Annotated in this window: 13 protein-coding genes; 9 read left to right on the top strand and 4 right to left on the bottom strand. The window is 36.3% G+C overall.

The features are described 5' to 3' along the window. Positions 1-109 precede the first annotated feature (109 nt). The gene (locus F6U93_RS12820; RefSeq protein WP_225312700.1) at positions 110-1651 is read right to left on the bottom strand and encodes a DUF5458 family protein; all 1542 of its coding nucleotides are present in this window, start codon (positions 1649-1651) and stop codon (positions 110-112) included. Between the two features lie 240 nt (positions 1652-1891). Here F6U93_RS12820 and F6U93_RS12815 point away from each other — a divergent pair, with 240 nt between their 5' ends. Both F6U93_RS12815 and F6U93_RS12810 read left to right on the top strand, forming a co-directional pair. Beyond that, positions 1892-5746 carry a T9SS type A sorting domain-containing protein gene (locus F6U93_RS12815; RefSeq protein WP_150940437.1) on the top strand — a complete coding sequence of 1285 codons (3855 nt, stop codon included), beginning with the start codon at positions 1892-1894 and terminating at the stop codon, positions 5744-5746. A 150-nt stretch (positions 5747-5896) separates the two neighbouring features. Continuing rightward, positions 5897-7318 (top strand): L-serine ammonia-lyase, encoded by a 1422-nt coding sequence (locus F6U93_RS12810; RefSeq protein WP_150940435.1) that lies wholly within the window; start codon positions 5897-5899, stop codon positions 7316-7318. Here F6U93_RS12810 and F6U93_RS14675 read toward each other — a convergent pair. Further along, on the bottom strand, positions 7315-7476 hold the full coding sequence (locus tag F6U93_RS14675; RefSeq protein ID WP_191963512.1) for a hypothetical protein: 162 nt from the start codon (positions 7474-7476) through the stop codon (positions 7315-7317). The two genes, F6U93_RS12810 and F6U93_RS14675, sit on opposite strands and share 4 nt — an antisense overlap. A gap of 48 nt (positions 7477-7524) precedes the next feature. Here F6U93_RS14675 and panB point away from each other — a divergent pair, with 48 nt between their 5' ends. From panB to F6U93_RS12780, 6 genes are all read left to right on the top strand, one after another. Continuing rightward, entirely contained in the window at positions 7525-8343 is an 819-nt protein-coding gene (panB, locus tag F6U93_RS12805; RefSeq protein WP_150940433.1) for a 3-methyl-2-oxobutanoate hydroxymethyltransferase, read from the top strand. A 154-nt stretch (positions 8344-8497) separates the two neighbouring features. Then, positions 8498-9202, top strand: coding sequence for an RluA family pseudouridine synthase (locus F6U93_RS12800; RefSeq protein WP_150940431.1), 705 nt, complete (start codon positions 8498-8500; stop codon positions 9200-9202). 866 nt (positions 9203-10068) lie between these two features. Next, positions 10069-10419 (top strand): 50S ribosomal protein L19, encoded by a 351-nt coding sequence (gene rplS, locus F6U93_RS12795; protein WP_150940500.1) that lies wholly within the window; start codon positions 10069-10071, stop codon positions 10417-10419. 796 nt (positions 10420-11215) lie between these two features. Then, positions 11216-13426: an NADP-dependent isocitrate dehydrogenase gene (locus F6U93_RS12790; RefSeq protein WP_150940429.1), complete on the top strand. Its 2211-nt coding sequence runs from the start codon at positions 11216-11218 to the stop codon at positions 13424-13426. A gap of 164 nt (positions 13427-13590) precedes the next feature. Then, complete coding sequence (gene murQ / locus F6U93_RS12785) at positions 13591-14412, top strand: N-acetylmuramic acid 6-phosphate etherase (protein ID WP_150940427.1); 822 nt, start codon at positions 13591-13593, stop codon at positions 14410-14412. Further along, positions 14399-14629 carry a DUF6095 family protein gene (locus F6U93_RS12780; RefSeq protein WP_225312697.1) on the top strand — a complete coding sequence of 77 codons (231 nt, stop codon included), beginning with the start codon at positions 14399-14401 and terminating at the stop codon, positions 14627-14629. The genes murQ and F6U93_RS12780 overlap by 14 nt, the downstream gene beginning before the upstream one ends. On the opposite strand, the gene F6U93_RS12775 is transcribed toward F6U93_RS12780, so the two are convergent. Together F6U93_RS12775 and F6U93_RS12770 are read right to left on the bottom strand one after the other, a co-directional pair. Continuing rightward, positions 14630-15130 (bottom strand): hypothetical protein, encoded by a 501-nt coding sequence (locus tag F6U93_RS12775; protein ID WP_150940424.1) that lies wholly within the window; start codon positions 15128-15130, stop codon positions 14630-14632. 71 nt (positions 15131-15201) lie between these two features. Next, entirely contained in the window at positions 15202-17646 is a 2445-nt protein-coding gene (locus F6U93_RS12770; protein ID WP_150940422.1) for a helix-turn-helix domain-containing protein, read from the bottom strand. A gap of 150 nt (positions 17647-17796) precedes the next feature. Here F6U93_RS12770 and F6U93_RS12765 point away from each other — a divergent pair, with 150 nt between their 5' ends. Beyond that, positions 17797-21732, top strand: a complete 3936-nt coding sequence (locus F6U93_RS12765) for a hybrid sensor histidine kinase/response regulator transcription factor (protein WP_191963511.1) — start codon at positions 17797-17799, stop codon at positions 21730-21732. Positions 21733-22099: the final 367 nt, after the last annotated feature.

Here is a 22099-nt window from a genome sequence, read left to right as displayed (position 1 = left end):
TTTAACCGCATAATTCATAAAATTTATTTTTCAAAAATTAAAGTGACCATTTAACTTAACTAATATCATAAAACTCAGGATTTATTTTGTTTTAGGCTATATAGTAATATTACCCTTGCTCATAAGCCGCTTCCCAGGTGTTTGCTTTTCCTGAATCTCCTATTTTCCCATCCATACGAATTAAGAAGTTTTTAGCTGGAAAGTAAGGTTCCATATGCAATTCAAGGTGCACACGATCCTTTTGCTGCATATCTTGTTCTAAGCGTTTTATAGCAAAGCTTTCTATGAGTTTTTTTGGTCCGGTATGACGATCTAAGAAATCTACAATGTCTTGCATGAGGGTTTTCCGGGTGCGGACATTAAAATTCTCGAAGGTTTTCCTGTTAAAATAATCGATGAGCACCTTACTCACATAATCGAAAACTCGGACAACAGAATACGTTTGCAAGCCTAAATTCTCACCATTAAACAAGGTTTTGGCCGAAAATGCCATCACTTCGCCGTTTTTAAAATACATTGGTATCAAACCAAGACCTTCTATAACCGCTAAATCATTTTTTTTGAGCTGAAAACGCACCCCACCTACTTGATTCAAGACACCAAATTTTGCTCCCGCACTAGACTGCGATATGGTATTACGGTAAATTTTCCCTGCTAAGGCTAATGACGGCGGAATAAACAAATCATCTACCTCAGCAATTGTATCACATTTTCCTCGACCTACCAACCAATTACAGGTCATGATTACATTAGACAAATAAGTTTCCGGACGCACATGGCTAGAGGTTTCAAAAAGCTCTACCACATCATCTGGACCATCCAAATGAGCAAAATCAGTAAGCAACAATACTTTGTTAACATGTGCGATTTTTGCCCACTGATCTAATACAATCGAACTCCCCAAATATTCAGGAATCACTAAAAGCGCATAATGCTCGCTCAAATCCAAACGATCATAGGCTTCGTTAAAGGTTTTTGCCACCGTATCAATAAAAATAGGATTATCTAAATCTTTAAGCTGGTTTATCTCGGCATTCATGAGACTCAAGTTGCTAATTACTTCCGCTTCAGCGTTATCAAAAAACAAAGTGATTCCCTGATAAGTAGCTTCTAAAGTTTTAGCTTTATTCACCAGATGCTTTAAGCTGCTTTGATAGATATTTTGAGCCCGATTCATCTTCCGCGTTATCTCTGCAACCATTTCTGTGAGATCATTAAAATTTTCTTTTAAACCACCACACAGTTCAATTGTTTTTGAAAAAGGTTCTTCCGAAGTATCCTCTTGATTAGCGACATTAAAAGTCCTACCTGACTGCAGGGTTTTTAACACATCAAAATAACTATTGATTTTATGTCGTAACTCTTTCAAAAAAGAACTTCTTAAAGCCAAACGCGACACATCAAAATCTGACAGGCTTCTAAAAACCATGGTTTCATTCACCTGCTCACCACCTAAACCTTCTAAAACCACATGAATTTGCGGTTTAAAATGTTCAAAAATAGCCTGAGGCGTTTGTAAACCTTCTACGATTTCAGGAAGTAAAGGAGCGATATCCGTAAACTGATATACTAAAAGTGTTCTATTTGTTGGGAGTTCTTGAACGCCTTCTTGAGATTTACTTCGCCCATCTAAACGATATCCTGTAGCCATATATTCTTGGTTTTAAAACTTTAAATATATCATTTTACAATCAAAAAAAGAGATATTTTCCTACTTTTTGCAATCCAACTTTTAAGTATTAAATTAATGTTGTTATCTACTCTAAATAGATATTAATCACAAAACATAGCGTTAATATTAAACAACTCTTGGTAACAGTTTTGTAATCTTTAGTTTTTATGTTCATAAACTTGGAAGAGTACTTTGCGCCCTTAACCATTTTATATAAACATGAAAAAAATTACGCTATTTAGCGCACTTTTACTGACATACTTTATTGGGAGCTCCCAAGCGTCTTTAAAAGTAACCGAAATCTGGCCCGGTAACGAACCTGGCAATAATTTAACATCCGATTGGTTTGAAATTACCAACGAAGGAACATCTGCTTGGGTATCTGGTGTTGATGCCGATTTATACTATGATGACGACTCTCAAGATCCTACTAAAGCTGTAATCATTGAAGGGATTACAGAAATTCAACCTGGTGCCCATGTTATTGTAATCATTGGAGAAACCGCAGATATTGATGAATTTAACCACGTATGGGCTCAAGATTATAACATGACAGGTATTGAAATCGGTTATACCGATGGCCCTGGTCTTGGTGGAGGCGGTGATGGTGTGACTTTATTCTTAGGTGACCCTACAGTAATAAGTAAGATTATTGACTTTCAAGCTTACCCTGATGCTGATGCAAATGGCGGACAACCGTATGATGTAGCCCTAGCTGCTTTTAGTACAGCGGCAAACGCTAACAATGCTGCAACTACCGCAAAAACGGTAAACGACGAGGGCCAATCAGCTATCGGGTCTCCTGGTAATCAAGGACCTTTAGCTGCTGATTTTGATTTAATCGTAACTGAAATTTGGCCAGGAAATGATCCTGGTGATAATTTAACTGCAGATTGGTTTGAAATTAAAAACAACGGTTTAACCGCATGGACAGCTAGTACCGATGGTAACCTATACTACGACGACGATTCTCAAGATCCTGCAAATGCGGCTATTATTGAAGGGATTACATCAATTCAACCTGGCGAACGTGTTATCGTGATTTTAGGTGACGCTACTGAAGCCAACGATTTTAAAAACCTTTGGACCTTAGACTACGATATGACCGATATTCAAGTGGGGTATAATGACGGTTCCGGTCTTGGTAAAGGTGGTGATGGAGTGACCCTATTCTTAGGTGATCCTTTAGCAACTGCAAATATTATTGATTATGCGACTTACCCAGACACTAATGGTTTTGGCGGACAATCATTCGACGTTGAATTTGGTGCCTATAGCACTGTTGGTAATGCTTCTCAGGCTGGAGCAACCAACACAACAATTAATGATGAAGGCCAAGCGGCAATCGCTTCCCCTGGAAATCAAGGGCCTTTAGCATTTACTAGCCCTACATTAACAATTACCGTTGATACGGCTAACCTTTCCAACTTCTTAGATTTACCAGAACAAAATATAGGTTCTGCGAGTGGTGTGGTTCACGACCCTACTGACCCTGCTAGCATCTACGGAATTCCATTCATTGTTTCAGATGTTGAAACGCCTGTAGCTGATTTACAAGTATCTGTTTCTAGTAGCGACGAATCTGTGGTGCCTAATGCGAACTTAGTTTTAACAGGTGCTGATGCCAACCGTTTATTAAAAATCACTCCAGTTGCTTTAGGTTTTACAACCATCTCGGTAACGGTGCAAGACACCGATTTAAACACAGCCACTTACACCATCAATTATGCAGCTTCTGGTGCTTCTGTGTCGCCTACAACAAGTCACTTTTATACCGGGGCTTCAGATGGTTCTACTGCAATCACCGTTGAAGATGACTACATCTGGATTGGTGATGATGAAGACCAAACCATTAGATTATACAACGGTAACCAATCTGGTTTACCTGTAAAAGCTATCGATTTTAATGCGGATTTAGGTTCTACCGAAGAAGCTGACTTAGAAGGTTCTTTCAGATTAAATAACACGATTTATTGGACAGGTTCTACTTCAGAAGCAGATAGATCGGTAATCTTTACTACCGAAGTTTCTGGTTCAGGAGCAAATTCAACCTTAACTTACGGTGATAAATACAACAGCTTACACGACGATTTAGTGGCTTGGGACACTAATAACGATCACGGTTTAGGTGCTCATTATTTCGGATTAGCTAACGTTATCGAAATTGAAGCTTTAGCTTTAGCACCTAGCAGTACAACTACAGCTTATTTAGGTTTAAGAAGTTCTACTTCAGAAAATAAAGCCATTGTAATTCCTGTTACTAATTTCACTAGCTTACCTGGAATGGCTGCAGGCTCTGCAACTTTTGGAACGCCAATATTTTTAGACCTTAACGGAAGATCTTTAAGAAGTATGGAGTGTAACGACGGTGGTTGTGTTTTAATCGGCGGACCGTTTAACATCCAAAATGATTTTAAATTATACACGTGGACAGGTCTTGCGACCGATGCGCCTGAAATGCGTAGTGCTGATTTAACTGCGCTAAACTCTAATGGTTCTTTTGAAGGTATTGCAGACTTACCAAACAGCACATTTTTAGGTACTGATGGTGATACTGATACAATTAAATTATTAGTTGACCTCGGAGCCACAGTAATTTACAACGATGGTAACGAAAACAAAGACCAACGTGTACAGTGGAAAAAATTTAGAACTGATGTCGTGACTTTAGGTCCAATAGCGCAACCAGTAATTCAAACACCTGTTATAAATGAATTTGTAGCAAACCATGCCGATAGCAATACCAATGAATTTATTGAAATTTTTGGAGCTCCTTTCACTGATTACTCAGCTTTTACGGTAGTTGTTGTTCAAGCTGATGAAGGCCATACTGGTGAAATTACATCTTCCCACAACCTAGGAACTACAGACGAAAATGGTTTTTGGAGTACAGGTTTCCTTAATGATGTGATCGGAAACGGAAGCATCTCTCTATTACTTGTTGAAAACTACACTGGAACTATAGGAAACGATGTTGATACCGCTGATGATGGCTCTATTGATACCGTATACTGGAGTACTATTGTTGATGGTATTGGAATTATAGATGGTGGGCTAAATGACTTTGCATATGTTGTGTCTTTAGTACCTAATTTTGATGGCGGTTCAACAACTTATGGTGGAGCCTCTCGTATACCAAATGGTTTAGATACAGATACCCCTAACGACTGGGTTAGAAATGATTTTGATGGTGAAGGATTCTCAGGTATGACAGGAACTCCTGTTGATGGTGAAGCTTTAAATACACCTCTAGCCAATAACAAACTTGTTGGACCTGTATTAAGTATTACCGAAATCTGGGCTGGAAACGACCAAGGCAGTAACTTAACAGCAGATTGGTTTGAAATCACAAATAACGGACCTCTAGCATGGACACCAGCTTCTGGTGGTTTATATTTTGACGATGATTCTCAAGACCCTGCTTCAGCCGTGTTAATTAGTGGTATTACGTCTATCCAACCAGGTGAATCAGTAATTGCAATTGATGATGCTAATGCCGATGAGTTTATCGCCGTTTGGGGTGCTTACTACAACCTTACCGATGTACAAATTGGTACTTATGCCGGTGCTGGTTTAAGTGGCGGTGGTGACATGGTAACCCTATGGATAGGTGAGCCAACTACCGTAGGTAATATTGTTGATGTGCAAGCTTTCCCTGATACGGCTGCTGCTCCAGGACATTCTTATGATGTAGAAAAAGGAGCGTTTAGTGTAATTGACGAAACCATGTACAAACCTGTAGCCACCGATGTTAATGATGCAAACGAAGCTGCTGTAGGATCCCCAGGAAACCAAGGACCGCTTTTAAGCAATCAAGAAAACATTGCAGAAGTGAATACCGTAAAAGTATTCCCTGTACCGTTTAATGATGCTTTACACCTTCAGTTAAACTTACAAGCGCCTGTAACATCAAACGTTCAAATTATAGATCTTTTAGGAACTTCGGTTTATAACCAAACTATGGAACTTTCAAGTGGAAAAACAACACTTGATTTTGTTTCAAACCTACCTTCAGGAATCTATGTTTTACGTATTGCAGCTTTAAATAAAGCCATTAAGATTGTAAAGAAATAAGCAACTTAATAGATTTTAATTAAAAGAGACTGTCTAAGGAGTACCCCTCCTAGACAGTCTCTTTCTATTTTCAAGCATTTCAAAATACAAAAGTCTCCTGCAGCTCACAACCACTGCAAAAAACAATATATTTACAAAAACTTTTGCCCTATGGAATGTATCTCTGTTTTCGACATGCTTAAAATTGGTATTGGCCCGTCAAGCTCCCATACTTTAGGGCCCTGGCGTGCAGCCGAACAATGGTTAGCCGAATTAAAAAAAGCTAATTTATTCAATCAAGTTGAAAGCATTCAGGTTGATTTATACGGTTCCTTATCCCTTACAGGAAAAGGGCATGCTACCGATTTTGCGGTTATGTTAGGGCTTACCGGTGCCAACCCAGAAACCATTCCTACCGAAAACATCAATCAAATTATAGCCGATATTAAAAGCAGTAATACCCTAGCTTTAAATGATGAAAAAACGATAGATTTCAACCCAAGTACCGCTATTGTTTTCAATAAAAAATTTCTACCCTTTCATGCTAACGGACTCACATTTTCAACCGTTATTAATGGTAAAAAACACAGGTCTACCTTCTACTCGATTGGCGGTGGCTTTGTGGTTAAAGAAACTAAAAACAACAGTAAAAAGAATTTCGAAATAAAATGCAGTTTTCCTTATCCTGTCGATAAAGGAACCGAGCTGCTTGAGTTTTGTAAAACATGGAACAAATCCATTTCAGAAATCGTTCTAGAAAACGAAAAATCCATTCGTAGCGAAGACGACATTGATTTCGAATTAAAACGCATTTGGGACACCATGCTAGAAAGTATGTACCTGGGCTGCCATACCCAAGGTAAACTACCTGGAGGTTTAAACGTGCAACGTCGCGCATTCGATATGCATGAAAACATTAAAGGCACCACCCCTTACAATACACCGGTGGAGTGGATTTATTCCATCAGGCAAACCGAAGTGAAATTCCGCCAAATCCTAAAATGGGTCAGCTGTTTCGCCTTGGCCGTTAACGAAGTTAATGCAGCCTTAGGTCGTGTGGTTACGGCACCCACCAACGGAAGCGCAGGCGTGATTCCATCGGTACTCATGTACTATTTGGTTATAGAAAACCACGATGGTAATTTTGAAGATATCAAGCGTTTTTTACTCGTTGCTGGCGAAATAGGGAGCATCTTTAAAAAAGGCGCCACCATTAGTGCGGCTATGGGCGGTTGTCAAGCCGAAATTGGCGTATCATCAGCCATGGCAGCCGGCGCTTTATGCGAACTGCTAGGCGGGACTCCCGAACAAGTTTTAGTGGCTTCCGAAATTGCTATGGAACATCACCTCGGTCTCACCTGCGATCCTATTGGCGGACTCGTTCAAATTCCGTGTATCGAGCGTAATGCCATGGGTGCTATCAAAGCCATTAATGCGGCTGAGTTAGCCCTAGACACCAACCCCGAAAACGTTAAAGTACCCCTTGACAAAGTCGTTTCTACCATGTGGGAAACCGCCAAGGACATGAGTAGCAAATACAAAGAAACCAGTGAAGGCGGCCTAGCCGTGGGTGTTAATCTCACCGATTGTTAGTATAATAAGGGCGCAACCACAAGGGTCGGGCTATCCGTTGCAAGTCCGCGGTCATGCTTCCCTGTGGGCTTTCCACTGCTATCCCTTGCGCGACTATCTGCCATTATTTTAGCCAAACGGTAAATACCAGTCCCTTCAACCAAGAAAAGTTTAGCCATATCTGCTTAATTTAGTATTTTTACACCTCATAAAATTAAAATAGAACAATGTCTACAGCAAAAAAAGAATACAAACGCGTTACCGTAAAAACATTAGTAGATATGAAAGCCCGTGGCGAAAAAATATCGATGCTTACCGCATACGATTTTACCATGGCAAAAATTGTTGACGGCGCTGGCGTTGATGTCATTCTTGTTGGCGATTCTGCAAGTAATGTGATGGCTGGTTATGAAACCACCCTACCCATTACTTTAGACCAAATGATTTACCACGCTTCTTCTGTGGTACGCGCAGCAAATCGTGCTCTAATTGTGGTCGATTTACCCTTTGGTAGCTACCAAAGTGACCCCAAAGAAGCTCTGCGTTCTGCCATTAGAATCATGAAAGAAAGTCGTGCGCATTCCGTAAAGCTTGAAGGTGGTAAAGAAATTAAAGAATCTATAAAGCGAATTCTAAACGCTGGAATTCCTGTTATGGGGCATTTAGGCCTTACACCACAATCTATTTACAAATTTGGTACATACACGGTTCGTGCTAAAGAAGAAGAAGAAGCCAAACGCCTCATCGCCGATGCTAAAATGCTAGAACGCATTGGTTGCTATGCCATTGTTTTAGAAAAAATCCCTGCGGCTCTAGCCAAAGAAGTAGCTGAAAGTGTAAGCATCCCAATTATTGGTATTGGTGCTGGACCAGATGTTGACGGCCAAGTGTTAGTCTTACACGATATGCTAGGCATGACTCATGAATTTCACCCAAGATTTTTACGCCGCTATTTGAATTTATATGACGATATGACTTCGGCAATCGGTCAATATGTTGATGATGTCAAAAAACAAGATTTTCCAAACGAAGAAGAGAAATATTAAATATTGACTTAGAGGTTAATATTTTCAAGCACATATTATATTGAAATTAATATCTAAAAAATAATCTCGACTGCGCTATCATTGATATAATGAGACCCTTCAGGTTTATGAAACCTGAAGGGTCTGCAAATTTAGCCTTAAAAACGCTCTACCCTTGAAAACCGAAAAAATACTTTCCAACAGGTCCAATCTTCAAGTACTTTACGAAGACAACCACATCATTATCGTTAACAAACGAGCTGGTGATATTGTTCAAGGTGATAAAACGGGCGACAAACCTTTAAGTGATGTCGTTAAAGAATACATAAAAGACAAATACAACAAACCAGGTAATGTGTATTTAGGTACGGTTCACCGTTTAGACCGACCGACAACAGGCCTGGTTATTTTCGCTAAAACGAGTAAGGTATTGCCTAGGCTTAATAAATTATTCCTCTCAAAAGACATTCAAAAAACCTATTGGGCCGTAGTAAAAAATGAGCCTCCAAAAACGGCCGATACCTTAACCCATTGGTTGGTAAAGAACCCTAAAAACAACAAGTCAAAAGCACACAATCGAGAGGTTACCGGTAGTAAAAAGGCCATTCTTCATTATAAAGTCCTCAAAAAACTAGACCGTTATTATCTTTTAGAAATCAATTTAGAAACCGGCAGGCATCATCAAATCCGTTCGCAATTAGCAGCCATTGGCTGCGCCATAAAAGGCGATTTAAAATACGGTTTCGACCGTAGTAATAAAGATGCTAGTATTCATTTACACGCCAAGCACATAGAGTTCATTCACCCCGTAAAAAAAGAACCACTTGCTATCGATGCACCACTGACTGATGATGTGATTTGGAGGGCATGTGATAGTTAGTTGTTGGTTTTAGGTTTCAGGTTAATTCGTTGCTCTGAAAGACAGAATCGTTTTCAATTATACCAACCAAGAGATGCTTCAGTCGTACCTCCTTCTGCATGACAAAGCATTTCAATTAATAATGAATAATGAAAAGTGAAAAATTTTACAGCGTTTCAGTTTTCCAGTTGATATTCCGATGCTCGCAGGAATCTTTCACCCATTTAGTACCGGTTACACGAATAAACGCATAAACCTTTCAACGTCATACCTGGTCTTCTGTCAAACTTATCAATACTACAAACCAAGGGATGCTTCAGTCATGCCTCCTTCTGCATGACAAAGCATTTCAATTAATAATGAATAATGAAAAGTGAAAAATTTTACAGCGTTTCAAGTTGATATTGCGACGCTAACAAGAATCTTTCACCCATTTAATACCGGTTACACGAATAAACAAATAAACGCATAAACCTTTCAACGTCATCCCTGGTCTTCTGACTTCTGTCTTCCGTCAAGGTTTTTAATTCAACGCATAAACGATTAAACAAATAAACATTTCAACAAGTAGTCAATAGTCAATTTAATATAACACTTTTTAAAGAAACGAAAACCCCGTGTTAAGGATAGCAGCGGCATCCTTTTTTGTCATCTTGAAATTGCTATATCATAGGAAACATTAAGTTTAGTAGAGGTTTCGTAAAAACGCATTACACTTCTAACAAAAAAGATATAGCGGATAGCCTGGCCTGGAAGGAACACCAAAATAAATCAATAAAAAGATTGCGAATAAGTAATTAATGATTAATTTTGCAGCCAATTTCGGGTTAACCTCTGGCGAGAATCGTGAATGTTGTTCTGAATTAATCAATATAAAATTTAAAGATATGGAATCTTTAGTAAAATTTGTACAAGACGAATTTGTAACAAAAAAGGAATTCCCAGAATTTGCAGCTGGTGATACTATTACAGTATACTACGAAATTAGAGAGGGAGAAAAAGTTAGAACACAGTTTTTTAGAGGTGTTGTTATTCAAAGAAGAGGATCTGGATCTTCAGAAACTTTTACAATTAGAAAAATGTCAGGAACTGTTGGTGTAGAGCGTATCTTCCCAATCAATTTACCTGCATTACAGAAAATTGAAGTTAACAAACGTGGTAAAGTGCGTAGAGCAAGAATCTACTACTTTAGAGGTCTTACTGGTAAAAAAGCCAGAATTACTGAGCGTAGACACTAAGAACAATACAACTGCATTAGCAGATTTAAAAGGCCTTGATTTTTATCAAGGCTTTTTTTATGAACAATCGTTAATAACCTCTGTTTATAACCCGTTGATATATAATATGTTAAAATATTTGCTATACAGGGTTATTTTTTGTAATTTAGTAACAGAAATAAACGTTCATACATATTAAATAGTTGTTTTTTTAGGTTTAGTACTTCATGAATAGTGAATACATAAAACCCATTGCATGTTTTTAATCGTTACAGATATTTTTTTTGTAGCAGATAAGGATTAAAATCATGAGGCTTTTAAACAGTACGACATACAGATGCTGATAAGAGTATTACTAGATAAATCATCGTGTAAGCGTGTAAGGATTTATTAGTATAAAAAAACAATTAACTGAAGCATTTAATTAATAAGTCAATACATTTTGAAAATTAAAGAAATGTTTCATTGAAATAACAACACTTGAACTGAATGTTTAATTGAAAATTTTAAGCGTTTTTAGTGTTTTACTAAAATTAAGTCACGTTGCGTTATTTCAGGAAAGCCATGTCAAAGTAGATTAAATTCTGCCGGGATATGGCTTTTGTTTTTTAACAACTTCTTCACAATTATATTGCCAAATTCATACTTTTGAATGGCATTATTATCATTATTATAAAAAATTCACGCAAAAAAATATTCACTTGTTTATTGGCGGTAAAATACATATCTATTTTTGTATATTCGCAACGCTAAAAAAGAACCAATGTAACTACTCATTTTTAGCATCTTAATAATTCATTAAAAAAATCTGACACTAATGTCTAAAATAATTTACACAAAAACGGACGAAGCTCCGGCGTTAGCAACACGTTCTCTTTTACCTATTGTTAAAGCATTTGTTAAGTCTTCTGGAATTAACATTGAAACTAAAGACATCTCTTTAGCCGCAAGAATTCTAGCCGTATTTCCTGATTTCTTAACGGAAGATCAAAAAATATCTGATGATTTAGCTATCCTTGGAGAATTAGCAAAACAACCTGAGGCTAATATTATCAAATTACCAAACATTAGTGCATCAGTACCACAACTTAAAGCTGCGATTAAAGAATTGAAAGGTTTAGGTTATAAACTTCCAGAATACCCTAACGAGGCGATTTCTGAAGAAGATAAAGATATTAAGTCACGTTACGATAAAGTAAAAGGTAGTGCTGTAAATCCTGTTTTACGTGAAGGAAACAGTGATAGACGTGCGCCTAAAGCCGTAAAGAATTACGCGCAAAAGAATCCACACTCTATGGGTGCATGGACAAGTGGTTCAAAATCACACGTAGCAACAATGAGCGATGGTGATTTTGCTCACAATGAAAAATCAACTACACTTCCTGAAGCAACAAGCGTAAGCATTCAACATACTGATGCTAACGGTAACACTACTGTTTTAAAAGATGGTTTACAATTGCTTCAAGGTGAAATTATAGATGCTACTGTCATGAACAAAAAGGCTTTATTAAGCTTTTTAGAAGAGCAAGTAGCAGATGCTAAAGAAACAGGTGTTTTGTTTTCATTACACATGAAAGCAACCATGATGAAGGTGAGTGATCCTATCATTTTTGGTCACGCGGTTGAAGTATTTTTTAAAGATGTTTTTGCTAAACACGCTGAAACTTTTAAGACATTAGGTGTAAATGTACACTCTGGTTTTGGAAATGTTATTGAGCGTATCCAAGACTTACCAGTTAATGAGCGTCAAGCCATTGAAGCTGACATTCAAGCAGCTTACACCAATGGGCCTGCTATTGCTATGGTAAACTCTGATAAAGGTATTACAAACTTACACGTACCAAGTGACGTTATTATTGATGCTTCTATGCCTGCCATGATTCGTACTTCTGGTCAAATGTGGAATGCTGCTGGAAATCTTCAAGATACTAAAGCTGTGATTCCAGATAGTAGTTATGCTGGAATTTATTCTGCTACTATCGATTTCTGCAAAAAGAATGGTGCTTTTGACCCTACAACTATGGGAACAGTTCCTAATGTTGGTCTTATGGCTCAAAAAGCTGAGGAATATGGTTCTCACGATAAAACTTTTGAAATCGCTTCAAACGGAACGGTAAAAGTTATCGATGCGGCTGGAAACACATTATTAGAGCACACTGTTGAAGAAGGTGATATCTGGAGAATGTGTCAAACTAAAGATGCCCCTATCCAAGACTGGGTTAAATTAGCTGTAACACGTGCTAGAGCTTCTGAAACACCTGCTGTATTCTGGTTAGACGAAAACAGAGCGCATGATGCTGAAATCATTAAAAAAGTAAACACGTATTTAAAAGATCACGATACTGACGGATTAGATTTAAGAATCTTATCTCCTGTTAAAGCAACTTTATTTACTTGTGAACGTCTTATTAAAGGAGAAGATACTATTTCTGTTACAGGAAATGTATTACGTGATTACTTAACAGATTTATTCCCAATTTTAGAAGTTGGAACTAGTGCAAAAATGTTATCTATCGTTCCTTTAATGAATGGTGGTGGTTTATTTGAAACTGGTGCTGGTGGATCTGCTCCTAAACACGTACAACAACTGGTTGAAGAAAACCACTTACGTTGGGATTCTTTAGGTGAATTTTTAGCCATAGCCGTTTCATTAGAACACTTTAGTAATGTAAACAACAACCCTAAAGCTAAGATCTTAGGAGAAACTCTAGATGATGCTACAAGCACATTACTTGAAAACAAAAAAGGACCTTCAAGAAAAGCCGGAGAGTTAGATAACAGAGGAAGTCATTTTTACTTAGCACTATACTGGGCTCAAGAATTGGCTAATCAAAATGTTGATGCCGATTTAAAAGCTGAGTTTGCACCAATTGCTGAGCAATTAGCAGCTAACGAATCTAAAATTGTTACTGAGCTTAACGAAATTCAAGGTAACCCAACTGATATTGGAGGTTACTACGAACCAAATGATGCTTTAGTGAGCAAGGTAATGCGCCCAAGTACTACATTTAATGCTATTATTGACTAATAAACATTGGTCTCACATATATAAAAAAGCTCCTTTTTAGGGGCTTTTTTTATGTTTAAACAGAAAAAGAAATCATCAGATAAATTCAATACCTCAACGAAGCTGACCTCAATAAAGTAGTCTTGAGTTTTCTGCTTCAAACTAAAAAGCCGTATTTTTGAACCATGAGTTTCACAAAAACCACCGAGCAAGATTCTAACTACAACCACTTGGAAAAGATGTCGGTTGCAGAATTACTACAGAATATCAATAAAGAAGATCAAAGTGTTCCTAAGGCTGTTGAAAAAGTCTTACCTCAAATTGAAGCTTTAGTGTTTCAAATTGTTGAAAAACTAAAAATTGGAGGGCGTTTATTTTACATGGGTGCAGGTACAAGTGGACGCTTAGGTATTGTTGATGCTTCGGAATGCCCTCCTACTTTTGGAGTCCCTTATGACCTGGTTATTGGTATTATTGCTGGAGGTGATTCGGCCATAAGAAAAGCTGTAGAGTTTGCTGAAGATTCTGAAAATCAAGGTTGGAAGGATTTACAAGATTATAATATTACCGAAAAAGATGTTGTAGTAGGTATTGCAGCCTCAGGAACCACACCTTATGTGATTTCTGCTTTAAAAGCTTGTAATGCTAATAACATTATTACTGGTAGTATTTCATGCAACCAAGGTAGTCCGTTATCGCAAACTGCACAATTCCCTATAGATGTCGTTGTAGGTCCGGAATTTGTTACAGGAAGTTCCAGAATGAAAGCTGGTACCGCCCAAAAACTTGTACTTAATATGATTTCTACAACCAGCATGATTCAATTGGGTCACGTAAAGGGAAATAAAATGGTTGATATGCAACTAAGCAATAACAAGCTCGTTGATCGTGGTGTTCGAATGATTATGAATGAAATTGATGTTTCAAAAGACACCGCTTTAGCCTTATTAACCGAACACAAAAGCGTTAGAAACGCTATTAAAAATTATGCAGATGGAAGAAAATAGAACAGACAAAGCTGTATTATTTAAGGGAATTAAAATATTAATCTTTTCAGTATTAAGTCTTTTTATGGGCCCCATACTACTAAGTTTTGCTTTTAGTAAACCCGAATCTCCGTACTATTTACCGCTTCTAATTATTGGTTGTGCTGTTTGTGCTATGGCTGTTTTTATGATCTTTAAAGGCCTGAAAACGATAATGAGTAGCATGTTTAAGAAATAACTATTCAGCCTTTTTATATTTTGGAGTAGATGGGTTATATCCAAAATTAGCATCTGTTATTTGAACGTTCAGCTGTGTTAGTATATAATTGATAATAGCAAAATGATGAACAGTGTGGCTATTAGCTTGCGATAACAAAGCAGCATAAGTATAATCCAATTCTATTTTACCTAAACCTAAATCATCTATAACAACCACTCGGTCATTTAGTGGTAATCTACTTGAAACTAACAATTCTTTTATAGTTTCATAATAATCTAATGCAATCACACAATTTTCTTCTACAGCAACTTGACGTCGTCTAGCTGTTAAATCGACCATTCCGGCTTCATTTTTAGACAAAATACACATATAATAATCTAAAATATGCCGAATATGTGCTCCTACTGAAGTATGGTAAGGTCCAATTGAGGCGTTTGAGTAATGTTCATTGGTAAGATTCGTTAATACAACCTCAACATTTTCTAAGGTTTTTATTACCGATTTCATGATTATATCCATGATCATTAATTTAGATAAATTATTATTTGAACAAACAAAACTTTGTTCCTCTCTTTAACTTTCAAGACTTTTTAATTTTTGACTAAATCTAACTCCTCCAGCACCAAACGCAATTCAAAGTAAGAATATTTATCATCCAATTGATGTTTTAAATCTGATAGGTTTTCAAATGTTTTCTTCGGAATGATTTTCTTAAGTTCTTTATAATGTGCTTCGGAAATGATATCAAATAATTGCACTTCTCCGGTAGACACAAAACTCGCTAAATGCCCAAGTATAGTATTTTCATTTAACTCACGGTAATCTGCTATTTGTTTAACCGTTTTACCCGATTGGTACAATTGAAGCGATTCCTTTTTGGTATCCCCTTTCTTTGTAGGCTTCTTTTCTGAAAATTCTATTGCTAGATCTTCAGCGACCTCCAAATCGTTTTCTTCACAGTATTCGCGAATGACTTTTAATATGGCAGTTCCATATTTTTCAACACGGGTTTTCCCCATACCATTGACTTCAAGTAATTCTTGCTTATTGGTAGGCAGGGTTTCACACATCTCATAAAGTGCTTTTTGAGTAAACACTTGAAAATGGACTAAGCCTTTGTCTTCAGCAATATCATTTCTAAGTAATCGTAATGTTTCAAACAATTCGACATGACTCGTCCCTTCTGCAACCGCTTTTCTTGATTTTTTAGGTTTATCCTTCGCTTGAAAAACAGCTTTAGCTCGTAATTCTAGAAAACTTAAGGTATTAAATCCCTTTTCTGAGTTATTAAAATACAATTGTTTTACAGCTAGCAACTCTTCAAAAGCATCTAGATTTTTAGTGATATCACTTACAACCGCTTGATTATCGGTAGTAAAACCAAACGTTTTTAAAGGTGTGATGATCGTGTTTGCTGTTTCGGTTTTAAAATAGCTGATTGCCTTTTTAAAACGTTCTTGAACCATGGCACTGGATTCTGGCAAGCCTTCTTCTTCCGCTAATTGTTTAAGCTGAATTTTAAAACCATTACTCACTTTTAAAAAGTTAGCCAACTGGTCTTTTATTGGTCGAAAAGTCTCTTCAACTTTACCTTCAACAATGGTTCTGTTTTTATAATAAATATCTAGAATTCGGTTTATAGGATATAAAAAGGCATAGAAATCGAAAATCTCATGAATTAAATCCAGCTGAAATCGTTTTTTTGAAGCTTCTAATTCGGCATCATCAGGCGCATTTTGTTCGGCGTTTTCATTAAAAGTAATCACATTACTATCGCTAATAATTTGATTGGAATGAATTTTACTTTTCAACACCAAGCCTTCTAAAGATTTACAGCGACTTAAAGCCACATAGGTTTGTCCGTGGGCAAAAGCCCCTTGTGCATCAATAATGGCTTTTTCAAAGGTTAAACCCTGACTTTTATGAATGGTTATCGACCAAGCTAAACGTAAAGGCATTTGCTTGTAAGCCCCTATGCGTTCTTCTGAAATGGCTTTAGTGTCTTTATCAACTGTATAATTGATGTTTTCCCAGGTTTCTGTTTTGACTTCAATATTAAAATCATCATCTGGACAGTGCACCACGACCTCATCTTTGTCTAAAAACACTACTTTTCCTATTTTGCCGTTAAAATAACGTTTTGCAGGGTCGCTATCATTTTTCACGAACATGACCTGTGCTCCTACTTTTAAATCTAATGATTCGTTATTGGGGTAAGCATACTCAGGAAACTTCCCTTCTACTTCTGCCTGATAGGTAAATGTTTTGGTGGTTAATTTATCGAGTTCTGCTTTATTTGTAGCTTCAGCTTTATTGTTATGCGTAGTAAGTGAAATATAGCCTGCATCTGGTTTAGGCGTAAAATCGGCAATGTAACGTTTATTGAGCTCTGACGCCGAAGCTTCCGTTAAGGCATTGTTTCTTATTTCATTTAAAATCTGAATAAACTTAGGGTTCTCTTGTCGGTAAATATGTTTCAGTTCAACACAAATCGCCTGGCATTGCGCATAAGCATGACTACTGAAAAAGAAAGCGTTTCTGTAATGAGGTTTTAACAGTTCCCATTCTTGTTCCTTTACTACTGGAGAAAGCTGCTGCAAATCACCAATCATTAACACCTGAACGCCACCAAAAACTTTTTCTCTATTTCTAAAACGGCGTAGGGTTTTATCAATGCCGTCAAGTAAATCGGCACGTACCATACTAATTTCATCAATCACTAATAAGTCCATCGACTTAATAATGTTGATTTTCGTTTTAGTAAATCTTCTATTAAACCCTTGAGGTTTATTCAAATCGGTTTCTGGTAAAATAGGCCCAAATGGCATTTGAAAGAACGAGTGAATGGTAACACCTTTAGCGTTAATAGCTGCAACACCTGTTGGCGCCACCACCACCAAACGCTTTAAACTTTCCTTTTTTAAACGATGTAAAAATGTGGTTTTTCCTGTTCCTGCCTTTCCTGTTAAAAATATTGATCGGTTTGTATTATTAACGAACGACCATGCCAATTCTAGCTCTTTATTTAATGCCATTAAGTGTTGTAAAAAAAATTCAGATTTGAAGATAATAAAATATCAGGTTTAAAATAAATCAATTAAGTCATAAAAAATTATTAATTTCATTATACTATTCCCCAAAAACACTACATATCAAAGCCGTACCTATGTAAAACATAAATATTGTTGAAAATATTACGTGCTCGTACCATAAAAACATACAACATCATCATTCTAGTGATGCTGTATTCTACTGTGGGCATCTGTCAAAAAGAAACCTTCAATAATACACTTCAAAAAGAATTTGCTTTTAGAGCCCTTACCATAGAAGAAGGCTTGTCACAAAACTGTGTTTTAAGCATAGCACAAGACAGTATTGGTTACTTGTGGTTAGCGACTCAAGATGGACTAAATAAATATGACGGCCGAAAGTTTACACATTACGACAAACAATTTGAAAACATTACCCGAACTACTTTTAGCAAGTTAGGAAAAGTACATATTGATAAACAAAATAACTTATGGATTATTACTTACAATGGCCAATTAGAACGTTACAATCAAAAAACAGATGACTTCTCCCCTATTAAAACACCTTACCCCATCTGTTCCCTTTTTCAAGATGAAGCATTTAATATTTATTTAGGCACCTACAATCAGGGCGTTTTAAAAATAGATTCAGAAACAAAAGACACTATTCACCTGAATCAGCCTGAAATAAAAAACCGAACCATTTATGATTTTTTAGAAACCACAGAAGGTATTATCATGGCAAGCTCAGGAGCAGTCTTTAGTTATTCTGAAACAACAGCATTAAACACCATAGCTGTTGACCATATAAATACTACAAATTACAGTGCTTTAAAAAGCTCAAAGGATGGAACGGTTTGGTTAGGGTCTTATGGCGCTGGCTTATTTTTTAAACCACCAGGTTCTCATACATTTCAAAAGTTTACACATCCTAAACTTCCAGAAAACCTAAATATTGAAGATTTACTAGTTGACCGTAAAAATCGTTTATGGATAGCCACCTATGGCGATGGTATTTTTGTTATAAACAAAGAAACTCAAGAGGTTAAAAATTATAAAGCCAATAAAAGCAACCCTTTTGCCTTACAATACAACGACATGCTAAGCTTGTTTGAAGACAACACTGGAGTTATTTGGTGTGGCTCAGATGGTACAGGAGCGAGTTATTACGATGAATACCTTATAAAATTTAATATCCTCACCAATAAACAAGTACCACAACATATTAATGTGGATATGGTAAGATCACTCAGTGCTGATGACAAAAATAATATTTGGATTGGGACATACAGCACAGGACTTACGCGTTTTAATTTAAAAGATAAAACCTGTAAAACCTTTACAACAAAAAACTCATCACTTTCAACCAACAGAATTATCAGCCTGAATTATTTTGATAATGAACTTTGGGTTGGACATCAAGTACATGGACTCAATACTCTAAATCCTTCAGGTGAATTCGTTAAACATCCTGAATTACAAAACTATACCATTTGGAATATTGTTGCTGAAACCGGTGATAAACGGTGGTTTAGTACTGAGCAGCATGGTGTTATATTGTACGAAAAAAACAAAGGCATTCTTAAAGCTTTCAATAAAAGTAATACCAACTTACCTACAAATAACATTAGAGCCTTGGCCAAGCAAAATGATAGCATAATTTGGTTAGGCGCAGATAATGTTGGCGTTTACCGGTTAAATTATAAAACCAATCAAACCAAGAAAATTTCAAAATTAAATTACAAGATAAAGTCCCTATTAATTCAAGGGGATACTCTTTGGGTAGGCACCAATGGTTCGGGGTTAATAAAATATAATACTTCAAACGATGAGACTAATGTGTACACGCAAAAAGACGGCTTACCTAATCAAGTAGTATATGGTGTTTTACCAGATACTAAGCAGAATTTATGGTTAAGCACAAATAATGGCATTTCGAAATTCACCCCATCAAAAAAAACAAATGCTTTTGAAAACTTTAGTGCTGATGATGGTTTACAAGGCACGGAATTTAATTCTGGAGCTTACCATAAAACTGAAGACGGCACCTTGATTTTTGGAGGACTTGAAGGCATAAATTGGTTTAAGCCCCATCAAATTAATTACAATCCTGTAAAACCAAAAACCATCATTTCTTCTTTTGAAATCTTTTCTGAAAATCGAGAAATGACTGAAAACCAACAATTAAAATATAATGAGAACACCATAACCTTTACCTTCTCAAGCCTCCATTTCTCAATACCTGAACGAAGTTCTTTTAAATATAAATTAAATAACCACGATAAAGACTGGATTGATTCTAAACATAACAACTTAGCACACTACACCAATTTACCACCAGACACCTATACATTTGAAGTAATGTCTAGTAATTATGATGGGGTTTGGAACGAAACACCCGCGCAATACACTTTTGAAATTAAAGACCCCTGGTATGCCAATGTATATGCTATTATTGTATATAATTTAATATTTATCCTATTAAGCTACATCGTGTATTATTACGCAAAATTACGTTGGCATATGAAAATGCAACTTCAATTAGAAAATGCCGAAACCAACCGTTTAAAAAAACTAGACGAATATAAAACGAAGCTCTACACGAATATATCACATGAAATTAGAACCCCATTAACACTCATTTTAGGCCCTGTAACCAATCAATTAAATAAAGTAGACCTCTCTGCTAAAGACAAAAAAGAACTCACTTTGGTCAAGCAAAATGCCGATAGGCTATTAAATCTTGTTGACCAAATGCTAAACCTTTCCATGATTGATTCTGGGCAAACCAAATTAAAAGTCTGTAAAGGGAATTTAGGACTGCTCCTAAAACAGATTGTAAATGCCTTTAAGTATAGTGCACTTAAAAAGGATTTAAAAATAAAGTCAAAGATTGAAAACCTGAATGAAGCTTGGTATGATAACGACGTGATAGAAAAAATCTGTGCTAACTTATTCACCAATGCCATTAAATATACCACCAATAAAAGTGATATTATTTTTGAAGCTAGTAAGCAAGGTGAATTTTTGGTTTTATCCATAATAAATACGAGTGACCACATTGAAGGTAAAGACCTAAGTAAATTATTTCAACGCTTTTATCAGGACAATAAAATGTCTGATGGTGTTGGCGTCGGGCTCGCTTTAGTACGAGACCTCGTTAGCTTAACTAGAGGTAGTATTGTTGCAAATAATATGGGTGACAACAATATTCAATTTTCAGTTTCTATTCCTATAGACAGAGAATCGTTTCATGATGATGAAATTCTTAATTCTTTCATTGAAACTAACAAAAACCAACAAATAACACTTGTAGACCAAGAAGTATCTGAAACCGAAAAAACTCAAATTCTCATCGTTGAAGATGAGCCTGACATATTAGATTTCATTAAGACAATCTTTATTAATACTTATGAAATAACCCAAGCTACAAACGGAAAAGAAGGATTGGAAAACGCTTTAAAAAATAGCCCAGACATAGTAATTAGCGATATTATGATGCCTATTAGCTCTGGAATTGATTTATGTCATGCGATCAAAACCAACCCCATAACAAGCCATATCCCAGTTATTTTATTAACTGCAAGATCAGCTGAGCAACATGAAATTGAAGGTTTAAAAACTGGAGCCGACGCCTACATAACCAAACCATTTAATGCTGATAAGCTTAAAATAATTGTTGAAAATTTAATTAAAAACCGAAAACAAGTTCAAAAACACTTTAGTAATAGCCTAAGCGTGAGTCCGAAAATAGCAACTTCTTCAACAGAGTCCAAGTTTTTAAAACAACTGCAGGAAACTGTCGACACCCATTTAACCGATTCCAATTTTAATAGTGAACAGTTTGCTGAGCACATGAATATGAGTCGAACTCAACTACATAGGAAGTTAAAAGCCATTACAAATTGTACTACAAGTGAGCTTATTAGATTGCAGCGCCTAAAACTAGCGAAAAACTTATTGAGTCAATCAGATGCTACTATTTCAGAAGTTGGTTATCAAATTGGTTTTAACACCCCCTCATACTTCATAAAATGCTTTAAAGAGCTTTATAATTGTACACCAAACGAATTTATTTCAAAACAGCAATAAACCTACATTTTTCAACCTATTGAAACATTTCTTCTATCAATTGGAACATATATAGCACCACTTACAAGTGATATCCAATAATTTTACAATAGAGCAATTTGTAGATCAATGGATAGTAATACCACGCAATCTGAAAAGGAAGTCGTTATTTTTATGAGTATTGACCACCTTAGAAAAGGTAAATATGAACTCAAAATCTTATTAAAAAATAAGGTTGTTAAGTCTGTCAAAATTAATAAATAATATACGGTATATAATAAACTAAAGTCATTTGGAGAACCTCATTACTTTTGGTTTTGTCAAAAACAAAAAAAACACAAGGCTAATACAAAAACATACTGTCTATTATCACTATTTAACCCCAAGA

The organism is Pseudotamlana haliotis, from assembly GCF_008806375.1.
Classification (GTDB): domain Bacteria; phylum Bacteroidota; class Bacteroidia; order Flavobacteriales; family Flavobacteriaceae; genus Pseudotamlana; species Pseudotamlana haliotis.
Note: the sequence above shows the minus strand (reverse complement) of the source record. Positions and strands in the feature narration are given on the sequence as shown.

Coding starts and splice junctions, on each gene's coding strand:
- F6U93_RS12820 (WP_225312700.1), bottom strand. CDS start 1,651: ATGGCTACAGGATATCGTTTAGATGGGCGAAGTAAATCTCAAGAAGGC.
- F6U93_RS12815 (WP_150940437.1), top strand. CDS start 1,892: ATGAAAAAAATTACGCTATTTAGCGCACTTTTACTGACATACTTTATT.
- F6U93_RS12810 (WP_150940435.1), top strand. CDS start 5,897: ATGGAATGTATCTCTGTTTTCGACATGCTTAAAATTGGTATTGGCCCG.
- F6U93_RS14675 (WP_191963512.1), bottom strand. CDS start 7,476: ATGGCTAAACTTTTCTTGGTTGAAGGGACTGGTATTTACCGTTTGGCT.
- panB (WP_150940433.1), top strand. CDS start 7,525: ATGTCTACAGCAAAAAAAGAATACAAACGCGTTACCGTAAAAACATTA.
- rplS (WP_150940500.1), top strand. CDS start 10,069: ATGGAATCTTTAGTAAAATTTGTACAAGACGAATTTGTAACAAAAAAG.
- F6U93_RS12790 (WP_150940429.1), top strand. CDS start 11,216: ATGTCTAAAATAATTTACACAAAAACGGACGAAGCTCCGGCGTTAGCA.
- murQ (WP_150940427.1), top strand. CDS start 13,591: ATGAGTTTCACAAAAACCACCGAGCAAGATTCTAACTACAACCACTTG.
- F6U93_RS12780 (WP_225312697.1), top strand. CDS start 14,399: ATGGAAGAAAATAGAACAGACAAAGCTGTATTATTTAAGGGAATTAAA.
- F6U93_RS12775 (WP_150940424.1), bottom strand. CDS start 15,130: ATGGATATAATCATGAAATCGGTAATAAAAACCTTAGAAAATGTTGAG.
- F6U93_RS12770 (WP_150940422.1), bottom strand. CDS start 17,646: ATGGCATTAAATAAAGAGCTAGAATTGGCATGGTCGTTCGTTAATAAT.